A 14,750-nucleotide genomic window follows, 5' to 3' on the forward strand; every position below is an offset into this window, starting at 1 on the left:
GGACACTGGACCGTGGAAAACACCGCCCACTGGGTACGAGATGTCGTCTTCGGAGAAGATAAATCCTAGGTCAGGACCCGTAACACACCTGCCGTACTCGCTGCCGCCCGCGACGTGATCCGCAGCGCGCTCAAGCTCGCCGGATACGTCAACACCGCCGCCGAACGCCGAGCCCACACCGAACGCCCACGCGTCCTCACCCTCTACGGCATCACATGATCAAACCGGACGACCCGGGCAAACGCCGGGGCCCTGCCGCGCGCAGTGAGGATTTTCAGCAGTAGCTCTCAAGGGTGAGGACGGCTTTGGCTGCGGTGGTGAGCCAGGTGGGGCTGCAGCGGGCTTTGCGGAAGATCCGCCAGGTCTTCAATCGGGCCATGCCGCGCTCGACCGGGTAGCGCAGGCGGGCATGAGCCCTGTTCAGCGATAGCTGCCGGCGGTTGAGTTCTTTGCCGGGAGAACGTCGGATCGGGGTGGTGATGGTGCCGCCGGCACCGAGGTAGCCGAGGTCGGCCAGGACCGGGATACCGAGTCTGCGGCAGGTGTCGATGATCCGGTGGGTGCGGGCGGCGGTGAGGTCGTGGGTGCGACCGGGCAGCGCCTTCGAGATCCATACGATGGTGCCGTCCGGATCGGTGACGACCTGCAGGTTCACACCGTGACGCCGGTGCTTTCCCGAGTAGTCCCCGCGGCCGTCACCGACCCGGTCGCACTCCGCGAGGGTGCCGTCCACCAGCACGTATTCCGCCCGGGCCTTCACTTCACGCAGGGCCCGCGTCAGCCCGGAGCCCGGCGCGCCAGCAGGCCCACCACGGAGCGGACATAGGCGTGCGCGGTCCCGACGCTGATGCGGAAACCAGCGGCGATCTGGGCCAGCGTGGTGTGCTGGCGCAAGTACACGAGCGCGACAACCGCACGCGCGGACGGACGGAGCTTGCACCGGCGGTCACCCTCACGAAGGACGATCAGCATCGTGACCGTCTCCACGAGGGCATGCGGGAGGTCGAGTGCGGCAGGATACGTAATCAACGGGGCTCCCCGGCAACCGAGATCGCATGTCAGATACCTCTCTCAACTGCCTGGGAGCCTCGTCCGTTGCCCTGCCAGCCATCCCCTTGCATCACTCGATCAGTGGCCACCCTGAAAACGCTCAGTGATCGAGGAACTACAGCGAAGCCGCCGATCTCCCACTGAAGGGTAGCGTGTACGTCCTTTGAGGAACGAAGCAGTAGTTCTCACCGAAAGCCAATGGCCTGCAATACATTGGGGTAAGCGGCTACGAAGTCTGCATTTTGCTCGGCGGTGCCTACCGTAACGCGTATCCCTTCGCCCGCGAAGGCGCGCACAATGAATCCTCGTTGCTCAGCCTCGTAACCGAAGGCTGCAGCTAGATCGCCAATAGGAAGCCATATGAAGTTGCCCTGGGAATATGGCACCTCGGGCGTATGAAGGCGCACCATCGCAAGCAACGCATCTCGCTCAGCGGCAATTTCAGCCGCCCTCCGGCGCATCTCTTCTTCTTGGCTTAGAGCGGCGACTGCGGCTGCCTGCCCGATCCTACTAACGGAAAACGGAAGAATACATTTTTGGATGCCCCGAGCAAGGTCTGGACTACTATACGACCAGCCCACTCGAAGTCCTGCAAGACCCCAAGCCTTGGAAAATGACCGCAAGATAATAAGGTTCTTCACCCTAGAGGCGAGTGGCAAGGTATCAAAATGGGGGCGTGGGTGAATAAATTCGCGATATGCTTCGTCCAGCACAACAAGTACACTGGGAGAGACGCTTGCCAAGAACGTTTCGATCTCTCGTAACGGCATGTATGCACCCGTAGGATTACTTGGATTGCAAATTATGATAACTCGAGTTGCTGGAGTGATTGCTTTGAGTACTCCAGCCAAATCGTGGCCGTGATCCGCGGCTCGGGGAACCGGAATCGGCTTGGCTCCCGCCATCGTGGCAATTAAGGGATATGCCTCGAAGGATCTCCACGAGTACACGACCTCATCATACCCAGAGCAAGTTACCCCTTTCACAATTGCTTCGATCAATGCGGCCGAGCCGTCTCCTACACACAGCCCCTCAGATATCAGCCCATAGTGATGCGACAGAGCGTCGACTACAAGGGCGTTTGTCATGTCAGGATAGTAATGCAGCTTTCCCAGTTCTGCCTGCACGGCCTCAGCCACACCGGGAAGTGGAGGGTAGTAGATCTCATTAGTGTCCAGTTTGGCCACACGGTGCAGACCCAAATTCTTTGCTACAGCGTTCGGGTCAGGAATTTTCTGATAGCTGGAAAGTTGGTTTACTTCATCACGGAAATAGTTACTCATTTTCGCCGCCAGTTTCGTAAATTACTTGCCTTTAAAGCCGGCGATAGTTTCTACGCGATCACCCACGGGGGGAAGAACGGTCGAATCAATCATAACTTCAATCACTCCTGGCTCGCCAGTTTTGAGCGCTTCCTGCACTGCATCTTGTATGGCCTGGGGCGCGTCGACCCGCCAAGCCCGCAATCCCATGGCCGAGGCGATTTCAGAAATGTTCAGTGCTTCTTGGCAAACAGGTCCGCGCCTGTCCTGTCGGGCGCCTGACTGAAGCGGGCGACCGCCGGATACCACCGGCCCGGGTCGTCCGGTAGGTCGCCGGTGGCCTCACGCTGATACCGGGCAAGCAGCGCCGCGCCCGCGCGGATGCTCTGCCCGGCATCACTCTGCAGCAACTTCGCGGGCTCGTGGACGAGTTCGGCCGCCTTGTCCAGCGAGTGCAGCCGGGGGTCACCCGTGTCGACGTGCTCGTCAGAGAGGCTGGTGAGCGCGCGTTGAGGGTTGAAGTGCTTCTCGACGGCCGGGTCACCGCTCATGTTGAGATGCGTGAGCCGGTGTTCGCCGGTCTCCTCGCCGTCCTCTACGTCGGCGGGCATCACCCGGGTTAGACCCATGACGTTGTACGCGCCGGTTGTGCTCGGCAGCCCGCCGTGGCTCTCCCAGCGCGTCTGCCGGTACGAGACCGCCATCAGCACGCTCTGCGGAACGTCGAACTCCTGAGCGGCTTCCTTGAACTGGGTCTGGAGCTTGAGATTCGGAGCCAATCCCTTGCCGTCCGTCCGGCGCGGGAACTCGGACGATGCCATAGCGAGGGTGCCCACGGCGGCGGTGGCGACCACAGCTGAGGCGACACCGTAGACGATCAGCTTTTTCCTGCGGTCCCTGCGGTGCTTCTGTCTCAACGCCCACCCCGGTCAATGTGATCTTCGGACTCATCAACCGCAGCGCTGTGACGACGGGCTGCACGGCCCCGCTACCGGAGATATTTGCTGCCATCGCCGCACCAAGGCTGCAAGGTATCCACCCCCATTAGCACCAAAGGCGAGCAGGCGTTACTCAACTGCCGCCTACGGTGCCGTGATCCCAGCCACAGTCCATGCGTTTCGAGGAGGTTGTGGGCGATGAGGCTGCAGAAGATGCAGTGCTCCGGCACCCGGCGATCAATCCAGGTCCCACCGACAGTGTTGAGTAACCCCTCGGCCACCCTGGCCTGGAAAAAACACGCAGCGTCCGCCATCATCAAGCGCTTCGAGGTGCTGGTCGACGGGTCCGCCGCGGGCCACCGCAAGCAAGACCGCCACCTTCACCGTGCGGACAAGCGCAGAAGGTGACTTGTGCGCCGCTCAGCAGGTGATGGTAGCCGCGGAAGAGTGCGCCGCCACCGTCGGCTCGGCCGATTGCCTCGAAGCTGAGTATCGCCGAGGTCAAGGCCCATTACGGCATGTGGCCTGGGGGCACATCCAGGCCTGGATCTCTTTGCCCTCGGGGCTCAGTCCAGTGCGGTCGGCGTGTTTCTCGCATGCGACTGCCGCGTTCGCGTTGCCTCGTCGGCTGGTGGGAGTTCTCCGCCCGATTGTTCAGGTACTTCGACTGCCGGTGCTCCACCGAGGGCATGGGCTACCGGTGTGCAGCGCCGTAGCTGCGGAGCTTGCCGCACCAGCACTCGCGGCACCCGCCGCTGCTCCTCCATCAGCTTGACCATGAACCGCCTGGCGGCCTTGGCTTTCCGCCGGGACTGGACCAGGATGTCCAGGACGTTGCCGTCCTGGTCCACCGCCCGCCACAGGTACCGCCACTCGCCGTTGATCTTCACGTAGACCTCGTCCAGATGTCACTTGTCGCCGGCCTTCGGCCTCCGGCGGCGCAGGCCGGCCGCGTACTGGGGCCCGAACTTGGTGCACCACTGCCGGACGGTTTCGTGGGAGACGATCACGCCGCGGGCGAGCATGAGCTTCTCGACCTCGCGGAAGCAGAGCGGGAAGCGGTGGTACAGCCACACGCAGCGGGACATGACCTCCGCCGGGTACCGGTACCCCTTGTACGACGGTGTCGCTCCGGCCTCCACGACAACCCCTCTCAGATGTTCACGCCCCATTGACCCACAGCTGCCGTGTTCGGGGAGGAGGCTCGCTTCAAGTGAGGTATCAACTACCTAGCTCTTCAGGGGTGAGGCGATCGTCCTCCGGGACATAGTGGGACCCGCCCAAAACTCAGAACATGACCTATGTGTTCGAGAAGCGGGGGACTTCAGGAGAGTTTCATCAGTGACCACCAGCATCGAACCTGTCCCCCAGCCCCGCCCTGGTCACGGCCAGGAGGGATTGGAACGAATGGCCGTTCTGCCGTCGATCGCCATGATGGGCACCGCGCATCACGCCACCGGCGAGGAACTGCTGGCTGAGCTGCGTCCTGGCAAAGTGTTCATGATGGGTGACAACCCTGCTCTGCCCCCGATGCCCGAGCGTCCGACTCTGGCGGACTTCTTCCGGCTGCGCCTTGAGCCCTTCACCGCCCGGCATATGCTGCACAGCGCCCGCCGGGCCCGAGACTTGGGGCTGAACGAGGAGGTGGTGCTGGCCTGTCTCCTCCACGACATCGCTGTGGGCGGCCTGCTGCGCAGCCACCATGGACACTGGGGCGCCCAGCTGGTGGCCCCTTACGTCTCCGAGAAAGTCGCCTGGGCTATCCGCCAGCACGAGATCCTGCGTTTCTTTCCCGACCCGTCGGTTGGCTACGACTACCCCGAGGCATACCGGACCTTCTTCGGCCCGCAATACGCCCCACCCGCACACATACACAGTGCCTATGAGCACATTCGTGCACACCGTTGGTACATGACAGCGCGTCTGGTCACCCTCAACGACCTGTACACCTTCGACAACGAAAACGACATCGACATCGCCGAGTTCGAAGACATCATCGGCCGGCACTTCCGGCAACCCGATCAGGGCCTGGGCTTTGATGGCTCACCGGTCGCACACATGTGGCGCACCATGATCTGGCCTAACAACTTCCTGTAACGCGGCCAGGGCGGTGCCTTCCGGCAGTCGGCCGGCTTGCCGGACACGGGCGCGGAGCGGGCCCTGGTGCGGGAGGTGGAGCTTGAGGGGCCCCGAAGTTTCCGGACAGGGACCCAATAGGGTTGTCCTGAACAGGAAACGAGGAAGAAGTGGCGCCACCCAGTAAGTACTCGCCATAGTTCCGTGAGGAAGCAGTCCAGATCGCGTTGAGGTCAAGCAAGACGATCTCCGAAGTTGCCCGGGAGCTTGAGCTGAACTCGGAGACGCTACGCGGCTGGGTGAAGAAGCACCAGAAGCAGCAGGAACCGGCTCCCGATGCAGAATTCACGGTGAACGAGCGGGTACGCCTGAAGGAACTCGAACGGCGGAACCGTGAGCTGGAGATGGAAAACTCCTTCCTGAAAAAATGCGCGGCGTACTTCGCGAAGGATCCCCGGTAGCAAGCAAGTACAGTTCATCGATGAGATGCGGCTCGACACTGCGGAGTGCGCATACAGCGTCGAGTTCATGTGCGGCAGACTCGGCGTCTCCAGATCCGGCTACTACGACTGGCGATCCCGCCCGGAATCCGCGACGACACAGCGGCGCGAGGAACTGAAACTGCTCATCAAGAAAGCCTTCGACATTTCCGACAGCACCTACGGCCACCGTCGCATCCAAGCCCAGCTGCACCGCTGGGGCATCAGCGTCGGCCTGGAACTGGTCCGCCGCCTGATGCGCGAGCTGGGACTTGAGTCCTGCCAGCCACAGCCGAAGAGGTTCAACCTCACCAAGGCCGCGGCCGGCCAAGTGCCGGACCTCGTCGGCCGCAACTTCACCGCGGACGCACCCGGCGAAAAGCTCGTCGGTGACATTACTTATATCGGGACCGGGGAAGGCTGGCTGTACCTCGCGACGGTAATCGACTGCTGCACGAAGGAAGTCATCGGTTACGCGATGGACGACCACTACCAAACCCCACTGATATCCAAGGCGATCCGTAACGCGGCACGGAACAGGAACCTCTCGGCCGACGCGATATTTCACTCGGATCGCGGAAGTAACTACATGTCAGCCGAGTTCGGGAGGACGCTGGACCGGTTCGGGCTCCGCAGATCTGCCGGCCGCACCGGGATCTGTTTCGACAACGCCATGGCCGAATCATTCTTCGGCGCCCTGAAGAACGAGCGCGTATCAAGGGTGACTTACCTGACCCGCGAGGTCGCCCAGCAGGACATCACTCGCTACATCGAATTCTGGTACAATCGCAAACGCCTCCACTCGGCGGTGGGGTACCGCCCTCCACGCGAAGTCCATGCCGAGTACGAGAAGTTGCGAATCGCCGCGTGAAATAAACGGTCAGAAGCCTGTCCGGAAAACGCGAGGCCCCTCAGCTCCCGGTCCCCGAATCAGTTGACGGTTGAGTGGAGGCCTTCTCAGCTGGCATGATCATCCGTCTGGCCGGATCGTTGGAGGGGCTGCTCGTGGACGCGGTGTCGTACCGGGGGTTCCGCTTCCCGCCGGAGGTCATCTCCCCCTGTGTGTGGCTGTACCACCGGTTCACCTGAGTGTGCGCGACGTCGAGGAGTTGATGCTCGAGCGCGGCATCGAGGTGGCTTAGCTCGGGCGGATTCAAGCGGTCAGTGCAACGAGTCCTGCGAGATGAGACAGTCGCTGATCACAGGAGGATCCGGATGCAGGGCAAGCATGGTCATATCAGCCGGGAGCAGAAGCAGCTCGCGCTCAGGCTGTATGCGAAGGGCTGGCGGCTGGTCGACATCGCCCGCGAGATCGGCTGCAGCGCGCCGATGGTCGGCGTCATGGCCCGCAGTGGACGGCATCTCGATGCGAAGCCGTTTGGTTGGGGCCTCGTCCCGGCTGCCTGACGATCGACGAGCGTGAGCAGATCCTGCTCGGGCTCCATGGCGGCGATACGTTCACCGCGATCGCCCGTGACCCGGCCGTGGCCGCCGCGGCCCGGGCCTGACCGCCTGGACGGTCTCCCCCGCTGGTTCCGTCCCGTCATCGCCGACACCAGTGACAGGGACCTGACGCTGTTTTGAGATGTCAGACCGGCGTGTCATGTCGCGCACTCCGCCGAGGTCCAGCGATGCGTCGCTGTTGGGGCTGCAGGGTTGTCCCGGCCCCAGCCGGGACAACCCTGCGCCTGACACCTCCGGGGAAACCTGGTGCCCATCACAGATGATCACGGGATTCCGTCTTTTGGGTGAGTGATCACTACTTCATCTGCGATCACGGCCTGGTCCGCGATCGAGCGTGCTCCTGACGATCGGTCAGGCACCCACCCCGGCAAGGCGCTGACCAGCACAGACATCGAAACTACAACTGCCGTGCCGGACCGGCTGAGTCGGTGCACAAACGGCAGCTGTAGTTCTTGATCACGGTTGGTGACAGTGGTGTCGTTGCTGGTGGCAGGCGGTCGCGACGCCTTGGTGGTGGCGGGCGCCGCCAGGCAATCCGGCAGGACGTGCTCGCGGTCGCGGACGGCAGTGGCCGTGAGGGCAAGGACGGCGGCTTCAGGGAGAACAGCGACCAGCGCATCCAGGAGTTCCTACAGGTGTGCAACTGGCGATCACTGATTACGCCTGGGTCGTGGTTTTCTGCCTGAGGCGTTCGTGGGGTGTCTGGCCTCCGAGGCCGCCGTGGGGACAAGGGTAGTTGTAGTCCCGTTGAAGACCTCGGCACCGTCGACGATGACCGAGTGGCCCCGAGACGCTGTAGGAGACGTGGAACTTCCTGCCGATCAGCGTGGCCACCCGCGAAGCCGTCCCATACCTGGTCCTCCACCCAGCCGTGCGCGGCCGGACCCTGCTCCAGATACGCGGCCAGCTTCTGAAGACAGCGCGGGGACAGACGGCACCGCGACCCGCCCGGGCCGCGAGAGGCCAGTGCCTGCACACCGCCGTCCCGCCACAACTGCTGCCACTGGTAGACCGACTTCCGGCTCACCCGCAGCTGCCGCGCGACCTCCGATGGCTTGACCTTCCGCTCGAACAGCTCGGCCGCCTGCAGCCGCACAGTCTCCCGGCGCCGGCGTCCCGCGGCAGTCAGCCCGCCCCCATCCGCATATCTCACACACCCCGGAATACGGCCACCGATCCAACCTCGTCAGGGACTTGGCCGAAGTTCACCCTGACGAGCCGATGTCAGTAACGGACCACGGCCGGTGCCCTGGGCGCCCACTGTCAACGGCCACTCAGTTCTGGCTCTGTCGCGAGTTTGGTGAAAGAGCCCGTTTGGATCTTGGTCAGGTGGTGAGGGCGGGGTTATCGCAGCATTTCTTGTACTTGTGTGTGGAGCAGGGCGATTGCAAAGTCGCGGTGATCTCGTGAGTGTGCTGGTCACGGCAGTGTGACGATGTCGGGAGGGCGCGCGACCGGATGCAACGAAGCTCCGTTGTGGAGGTGACCTTCCCAAGTCGCCGTCCCGCAACGGAGCTTCGATGTGCCGCCAGTCTGCCACCGTCTGCCTGGTCAAGTCGCCCACCCGTCAGCATGGTGCGACGGGTCTGCTGGCCGGGCGGCTGCGGGCACTTGCCGATCCGCGGTGCCGGCGCGGAAAGCGTCACCCCTTCGTGGCAGTACTGCTGATCGCCTGCTCCGCCGTGGTCACCGGTGCGAGGAGCTTCGTGGCGATCGACGAGTGGGCGGCTGACGCGCCGCAGGACGTCCTGGCCCGGCTCGGTGCCCGTACCGCGACCGACCTGTCCGTACGTGTCCCGCCCAGCGGCGCGACCATCCGCCGGGTCGTCAAGGACACCTGCCCCGGCGGCCTGGCCGACCTCCTCGGCCATGACCCGGCCAGCACCGACACCCTCGCCGTCGACGGCAAGAGCGCCCGCGGCTCGCGCCACGGCACCACCCCGGCCGCGCACCTGCTGGCCGCGATGACCGGCACCGGCATGACCGTCACCCCGCTCAGGATTCCCGAGAAGACCAACGAAATCACCTGCTTCGCCGCCCTACTGGACCCCTTTGACCTGCAGGGTGTCACCGTGACCGGCGATGCTCTGCACACCCAGCGCGAGCACGCCCGCTTCCTCGTCGACGTCAAGAAGGCGCACTACGCCTTCACCGTGAAGCGGAACCAGAAGAACCTCTACGAGCAGCTGCGGACCCTGCCCTGGGAGCAGGCGGCGGCGAAGTTCTACGACCGCACCACCGGCCACGGACGTAAGGAGACCCGGGTCGTGCAGGCCCTGACCGTCACCGGCCTCGGCGTCGACTTCCCCCACGCCGCCCAGGCCGCCAAGGTCGTACGCCACCGCACCGACACCAAGACCGGCAAGCAGAGCCGGGAAACGGTCTACGTGATCACCGACCTGACCAGCCGCCAGGCGTCTCCCGAACGGATCGCAACGATCTCGAGGGCGCACTGGGTGATCGAAAACAGGCTCCACTTCGTCCGCGACACCGCCTTCCGCGAAGACGCCTCCAAGATCCGCACCGGGCACAGCCCGGAGAACATGGCCACCCTCCGCAGCTTCGCCATCAACCAACTCCGCGACGCCGGCCACACCAACATCGCCGCCGGACTCCGCACCACAGCCCTCCGCCCCTACGAACGCCCCCTGGACCTCATCGGGCTTAACTGACCTGCAACGATCCGGGATCAGACGACTTTGCAATCGCCCTGGTGTGTGGAGCCGCACCAGCAGGGGGTGTTGCGGGGCGGAGTCCATGGGGTGGCCTGGCCCCGGGCTGCGAGGTCGGCGGCGTAGTGGGCTCGGGTGTCCCCGTCCCCGGGAGCGAGGTTCTCCTCGCGGGTGAAGGACTCGAAGTCGGTCACAGTGCCGTGCGCGATGCCGAGGTGGGGTTCGCTTTCGTTGGACAGGCATTGCAGCATCTGCTCGATGTGGCGGATGTGTTCGTGGTGCTCGGTGCCGTAGTGGTCGGCCAGCTCGGGCCATGTGTCAGCAGCTGGGCGAACTCGTCAGGGCTCCAGAAGAGTGCGCAGGTCAGGTGGGGCCGGGAGAGGGCAGAGCGGCGGGCTTCGACCTCGCGGGACAGTTTCTCGATCGAGGCGATCAGGGCTTGGGGATCCTTGCCTGCTGCTTCTCGCAGTTTCGGGTTGTGGAGGTCGTCGAGGGTGCTGGTCGCGCGAAGTTGTGCCGGGCGGTTGTCGTAGCGGTCGTGTGCGAGCTGGTCGAGGTCGTCGCAGGGCTGGCCGAGGCGGCGCCTGACACGGTGGCGGCTGATGATGAGCATCTCGATGCCGTTGCCATCTGCCGCGTCGTGGACAGCGTCAACGGAGAGAGGGGCGGTGGGGCCCAAGAGGTGGGTCCCTCCGGCGGTGAACCAGTCCGCAGCATCGTGGAGGTGGTCAGCGACCTCGAGCATCTCCGCGATGATCTCCCAAGTGACGGCATGGGCGGGGTGCCGGCGACGCAAGGCTTCGGCGGCTTCGCGGGCCTCGTCGGTGCGTCCTGCATTCCAGAGCGTGTCGATGCGGAAAGCCTGGATGAGGTGGGGATCTCGGCAGTTGGCGTCCAGCACCTGCTGGTAGAGCGCGAGCGCGTTGTCGTGCTGGCCTGCGCGGCTGTAGAACTCTGCGGCCTCGGTCAGGAGTTCTTCCTGGTCCTGGGAATACTTGCGGGCCAGCGCTTCCAACTCTTCGGCTTGCAGGGCATCAGTCCGCTCGACGAGGACGGGCAGGCCGTGTGCGGGGCGGCGCTTGCGGGACATACGACCACACTATCGGCGGAACTCAGCCGGGGCGGTGCGTCGCGCAGTCGGCTGAGGACTCAGAACGGGCGGGGATCACGGCCCGCATCCGCCGTGGCTGGAGCCGGAGCGGCCGAAGATCATCCCGCACCGGCCAGCCAACGTGACAGCGCCCGTTCCGCTGTTCCGGGCCGCTTCTCCTCCCCATCCCCACCAGCCGACGGCGGCAGCCCTCCACGGCGAAGCAGCTCCGGACCGCGCCGTCCGCGTGGCCGCCACGCGCGCTGACAGAGCCTGCCCGCCGCACTCGTCATAACAGGACGACTGTTCCCGGGTCAGCTTGTGGCGCGCGTCCGGCCACGGGCCACTGCCGAGCGAGCGGGCGGAACGCCAGCGGGCCAAACTCACTTCCCGCTCTCGGCCGCCCCGTATACGCGAAGCGAGGTCATCCTCAGTATGGCTCGCCCCAGCACAGCAGGGTCGGGGCAGGTCAGCTGAGCCCGCGGGCTGGCCGCCGCGCCGTTACGGACACCCGAGACCGTGCGCCCCGCGGCCGGTTGTTGAATGGCCGCAGGACGCGCCACGGGTTACATAACACGCCCTGGTTGTCATCCTGGCAGGTCGGACACCGGGCTGCCGGGCCCGGGCCAGAACACGGCGTGAGGACACCGCTGAGCCGCATACCAAACCGTACGAGCGTCAGGCAGCGGCGTAGATTCACGTCCATGCGGGCCCCGGCCCGGCCGCCGCAGGTGAAGTCGGGTTGTCACTCGGCTGCAACTCGACGGGCCGGGCGTCGCCTCATCTCAGAAGGCGAAGCGACTCCGGGGTGAGGGTCGGCTGCGGGGGAACCTCGCCGCGACAACTGGTCTACCTGCGACGGGATGCCTGGGCGGCGGCCAGCAGATTCCGGATCTCGATGATGTGCCTACCGGTGCGCATCGCGATCCGGGCTGCCGACTCCCCACCTTGGTATGCGGCCACGATCGCCGCGGTCAGGTTCCGGCGAGCCGTGTGGACGGCTTCCTGTGCATCGTGCAGTGCCTGGGCTGCCGTCTCCAGCGTGTGCTCCTCGCTCGTCATACGGTCATCGTGCCAGCCAGGGTGCAGGGCCGGTACGGTGGGCGTATTGCGGTGAGCGGACGGCAAAGAGGGTGGCGGTATGGCGGGCGAGACGCTGGTGACGGTGGTGGGCAACCTGACCGCCGACGTGGAACTGCGCTACACCAACTCCGGTATCCCGGTGGCCGGGTTCACCGTGGCATCCACCCCCCGCGTCTTCGACCGTGACCGCAATGAGTTCGTCGACGGGCAAACCCTTTTCCTGCGCTGCTCGCTGTGGCGACAGGCCGGCGAAAATGCCGCGCAGTCGCTGGCCAAGGGGATGCGTGTCATCGTTCAGGGCCGCCTCAAACAACGCACTTACGATGGCAAGGAAGGCCAGCGCCGCACCGTCCTTGAGATCGACGTCGAGGAAGTCGCCGCATCCCTGGCGCATGCGACCGCGACCATCACCAAGACCTACCGCCCAGGAATGCCCGCCCAGGGCCAGCCCGCCCCAACGGCCAGACCCGACTCCGCTCCAGCACAGTCGCCGTCGAGCCCGGCTCCCGCGGAACCGCACCCATTCTGACCAACAGCTGACCAGTCCCAGAACGCCTGACACGGATCGTCCAATAGGGCCAGAGCATCGTCCAGAGACCTGGGCCCTTGCCCCAAGGCCGGGTAGCTACTCTATCGCTGGGCACGGTGTTGCAGTTCGCTGAGGACCTGACCGATCGGCAGGCCGCGGCGATGGCGGTGGGCGATTGATGGGAAGTACGCGTTCGGGATGGAGCTGGAGGACACCGGCTTCGATTTCACGGTGTTGTCAAAGTTCCGTGCCCGCCTGGTGGAACACGGCATGGAGCGGGTCCTCTTCGAACGGCTGGTGGAGCACTGCCGGATAAGGGGCTGGTGGCGGCGGGCGGGAAACAGCGCACCGATGCGACCCATGTGATCAGCGCGGTCAGGGACTTGACCGGCTGGAGCTGGCCGGGGAGAGCGTGCGGGCCGCACTTGAGGCTCTCTCAGCGGCTGCCCCGTCCTGGCTGGCCGGCGTGGTGGACGTGCCCGAAATCGCCCACCGTTACGGGCAGCGGGTCGAAGGCTGGACGCTGCCAGCCTCGAAGACCAAGCGGGAACGGCTCGCTGTGGTGTTCGGGCAGGGTCACGTCCCCTGTGATGGTGTAGGCGATCAATCCTCCGTAGTGTTCGGGGTGTTGGGGAGTGCATGGGTGGTGTGGTCGGCGTGTTCGGCGGCGTAGATGGCAGTCATGCTGCCTTCGGACAGGTAGCGGCGGGGGAAGGCGATCCATTCGTCGTGCATCTCGCTGAGCACGGCGGTGACCAGCCGCTCGAGGGCGGCCGGGTTGGGGAAGACCTGCACGACGTCGGTGCGGCGCTTGATCTCGCGGTTGATCCGCTCCAGGGGATTTGAAGACTGGATCTTCTTCCAATGCGAGATGGGAAAGGCAGCGAAGGCGGTCAGGTCCTCCTTGGCGTCCAGGAGCATCTGCCTGACCTTGGGAAACTGCTGCCCGAGCATGTCGGCCACCGCATCGAGTTGGTGATGGACGGCTTCGGCGGTGGGCTGGATGAAGATGGTGCGGATGGTCGCCGCGACCATTTCCCCGGATTCCTTGGGGATCACGGAAAACACATTCCTCAAGAAATGGACACGACAACGCTGCCAGGCGGCACCGAGCATGACCTTGCGGATCGCTGCCACCAGGCCGCTGTGACTGTCGGAGATGACCAGACGGACCCCGCCCAGGCCGCGTTCGCGCAAGGAGCGCAGGAACTCGCTCCAGAACGCTTCGGTCTCGCTGTCACCGACCATCACACCCAGCACCTCACGGCCGCCGTCCTCACTGATGCCGGTGGCGATGACCACGGCCTGGGAGACGATCCGGTGGTTCACGCGCACCTTGCAGTAGGTGGCGTCCAGGTAGAGGTAGGGGAAGCGGCTGTGATCCAGGGGCCGGCCGCGGAAGACCGTGAGCTGTTCGTCCAGGTCACCGCAGATCCGTGAGACCTCGCTCTTGGAGATTCCGCTGTCCGCGCCGAGCGCCTTGACCAGGTCGTCGACCGAGCGGGTGGACACCCCGTGCACGTATGCCTCCATGATGACGGCGTAGAGCGCCTGGTCGATGCGGCGCCGCCGTTCCAGCAGGCTGGGGAAGAAGCTGCCGCTGCGCAGCTTCGGTATCGCCAGGTCCAGATCGCCGGCCTGGGTGGCCAAGGTCTTCTCCCGGTGGCCGTTGCGGAAGGCGGTGCGGGCTTCGGTGTGCTCGTTCCACTGGGCGCTGATCCGGCCGCTGAGCTCGGCCTCGATCAGCTCTTGCAGCATGCGCTCGGCGACGTTGCGGACGAGCTCGATCCCGTCCGCCGTGCGTAGTGACTCCAGCAGGCGTTGTAGGTCAGACTGGGACAAGGCCATCGGGCACCTCCAGGGTTGAACTGGCCGTTCACCAGGGAGATTTGCACGGTGGCCTGCCTCATGCGCAGGGAGCGGAGACCGTCACCGGATGCACGCCCCGGGCACCCGCCCGCGCACACCCGCACGGTGATCGCCTACACCATCACGCGGGACGCCATCTCGGGCAGGACGCGCTGGCGGGCCTGGCCCCTTGATTCTGGACACACGAGACACTGGATCCTGAGGATCTGAGAACGGCCATCTCCTGGTCATGAAGAAC

Annotated in this window: 15 protein-coding genes and 5 pseudogenes; 10 read left to right on the top strand and 10 right to left on the bottom strand. The window is 64.8% G+C overall.

Annotated elements, in window-relative coordinates:
- Positions 1 to 219 (top strand): annotated as a pseudogene (locus OG985_RS02615) (ISAs1 family transposase); the annotation flags it as partial.
- A 55-nt stretch (positions 220 to 274) separates the two neighbouring features.
- Here the strand turns inward: OG985_RS02615 and OG985_RS02620 are convergent.
- The 4 genes and pseudogenes from OG985_RS02620 to OG985_RS02635 form a co-directional block, all read right to left on the bottom strand.
- Positions 275 to 1,029, bottom strand: a pseudogene (locus tag OG985_RS02620) (transposase family protein).
- Between the two features lie 206 nt (positions 1,030 to 1,235).
- A complete protein-coding gene (locus tag OG985_RS02625) occupies positions 1,236 to 2,333 on the bottom strand; it encodes an aminotransferase class I/II-fold pyridoxal phosphate-dependent enzyme (RefSeq protein WP_371666649.1) in 1,098 nt (365 codons plus the stop codon).
- Positions 2,334 to 2,354: 21 nt separating this feature from the next.
- Complete coding sequence (locus OG985_RS02630) at positions 2,355 to 2,522, bottom strand: hypothetical protein (protein ID WP_371666650.1); 168 nt, start codon at positions 2,520 to 2,522, stop codon at positions 2,355 to 2,357.
- A gap of 23 nt (positions 2,523 to 2,545) precedes the next feature.
- Complete coding sequence (locus tag OG985_RS02635) at positions 2,546 to 3,166, bottom strand: hypothetical protein (RefSeq protein WP_371666651.1); 621 nt, start codon at positions 3,164 to 3,166, stop codon at positions 2,546 to 2,548.
- A 282-nt stretch (positions 3,167 to 3,448) separates the two neighbouring features.
- On the opposite strand from OG985_RS02635, the gene OG985_RS02640 reads away from it, so the two are divergent.
- Positions 3,449 to 3,658 (top strand): hypothetical protein, encoded by a 210-nt coding sequence (locus tag OG985_RS02640; RefSeq protein ID WP_371666652.1) that lies wholly within the window; start codon positions 3,449 to 3,451, stop codon positions 3,656 to 3,658.
- A 190-nt stretch (positions 3,659 to 3,848) separates the two neighbouring features.
- Here the strand turns inward: OG985_RS02640 and OG985_RS02645 are convergent.
- Positions 3,849 to 4,422, bottom strand: a pseudogene (locus OG985_RS02645) (IS6 family transposase); the annotation flags it as partial.
- A gap of 169 nt (positions 4,423 to 4,591) precedes the next feature.
- Between OG985_RS02645 and OG985_RS02650 the strand changes: the two are divergent.
- From OG985_RS02650 to OG985_RS02670, 5 genes and pseudogenes are all read left to right on the top strand, one after another.
- Positions 4,592 to 5,347 carry a hypothetical protein gene (locus OG985_RS02650; RefSeq protein ID WP_371666653.1) on the top strand — a complete coding sequence of 252 codons (756 nt, stop codon included), beginning with the start codon at positions 4,592 to 4,594 and terminating at the stop codon, positions 5,345 to 5,347.
- A 206-nt stretch (positions 5,348 to 5,553) separates the two neighbouring features.
- A complete protein-coding gene (locus OG985_RS02655; RefSeq protein ID WP_371666654.1) occupies positions 5,554 to 5,787 on the top strand; it encodes a transposase in 234 nt (77 codons plus the stop codon).
- A gap of 25 nt (positions 5,788 to 5,812) precedes the next feature.
- Positions 5,813 to 6,676, top strand: a complete 864-nt coding sequence (locus tag OG985_RS02660) for an IS3 family transposase (protein WP_371666655.1) — start codon at positions 5,813 to 5,815, stop codon at positions 6,674 to 6,676.
- Positions 6,677 to 6,771: 95 nt separating this feature from the next.
- Positions 6,772 to 6,894: a hypothetical protein gene (locus OG985_RS02665; RefSeq protein ID WP_371674712.1), complete on the top strand. Its 123-nt coding sequence runs from the start codon at positions 6,772 to 6,774 to the stop codon at positions 6,892 to 6,894.
- Between the two features lie 126 nt (positions 6,895 to 7,020).
- A pseudogene (locus tag OG985_RS02670) lies at positions 7,021 to 7,277 on the top strand (helix-turn-helix domain-containing protein); the annotation flags it as partial.
- 775 nt (positions 7,278 to 8,052) lie between these two features.
- Here OG985_RS02670 and OG985_RS02675 read toward each other — a convergent pair.
- A pseudogene (locus OG985_RS02675) lies at positions 8,053 to 8,359 on the bottom strand (transposase); the annotation flags it as partial.
- Between the two features lie 430 nt (positions 8,360 to 8,789).
- Here OG985_RS02675 and OG985_RS02680 point away from each other — a divergent pair.
- A complete protein-coding gene (locus OG985_RS02680; protein ID WP_371666656.1) occupies positions 8,790 to 9,941 on the top strand; it encodes an ISAs1 family transposase in 1,152 nt (383 codons plus the stop codon).
- Positions 9,942 to 9,958: 17 nt separating this feature from the next.
- Here OG985_RS02680 and OG985_RS02685 read toward each other — a convergent pair whose 3' ends face one another.
- The 3 genes from OG985_RS02685 to OG985_RS02695 form a co-directional block, all read right to left on the bottom strand.
- Positions 9,959 to 10,135 (bottom strand): hypothetical protein, encoded by a 177-nt coding sequence (locus OG985_RS02685; protein WP_371666657.1) that lies wholly within the window; start codon positions 10,133 to 10,135, stop codon positions 9,959 to 9,961.
- Positions 10,132 to 11,031, bottom strand: coding sequence for a hypothetical protein (locus OG985_RS02690; protein ID WP_371666658.1), 900 nt, complete (start codon positions 11,029 to 11,031; stop codon positions 10,132 to 10,134). The genes OG985_RS02685 and OG985_RS02690 overlap by 4 nt, the downstream gene beginning before the upstream one ends.
- 849 nt (positions 11,032 to 11,880) lie before the next feature.
- Entirely contained in the window at positions 11,881 to 12,093 is a 213-nt protein-coding gene (locus OG985_RS02695; RefSeq protein WP_371666492.1) for a hypothetical protein, read from the bottom strand.
- A gap of 79 nt (positions 12,094 to 12,172) precedes the next feature.
- On the opposite strand from OG985_RS02695, the gene OG985_RS02700 reads away from it, so the two are divergent.
- Complete coding sequence (locus OG985_RS02700; protein ID WP_371666493.1) at positions 12,173 to 12,643, top strand: single-stranded DNA-binding protein; 471 nt, start codon at positions 12,173 to 12,175, stop codon at positions 12,641 to 12,643.
- 198 nt (positions 12,644 to 12,841) lie between these two features.
- The gene (locus OG985_RS02705; protein WP_371666659.1) at positions 12,842 to 13,009 is read left to right on the top strand and encodes a hypothetical protein; all 168 of its coding nucleotides are present in this window, start codon (positions 12,842 to 12,844) and stop codon (positions 13,007 to 13,009) included.
- 237 nt (positions 13,010 to 13,246) lie between these two features.
- On the opposite strand, the gene OG985_RS02710 is transcribed toward OG985_RS02705, so the two are convergent.
- The gene (locus OG985_RS02710) at positions 13,247 to 14,491 is read right to left on the bottom strand and encodes an IS256 family transposase (RefSeq protein WP_371666661.1); all 1,245 of its coding nucleotides are present in this window, start codon (positions 14,489 to 14,491) and stop codon (positions 13,247 to 13,249) included.
- Positions 14,492 to 14,750: the final 259 nt, after the last annotated feature.

This window comes from Streptomyces sp. NBC_00289 (assembly GCF_041435115.1).
Taxonomy (GTDB): domain Bacteria; phylum Actinomycetota; class Actinomycetes; order Streptomycetales; family Streptomycetaceae; genus Streptomyces.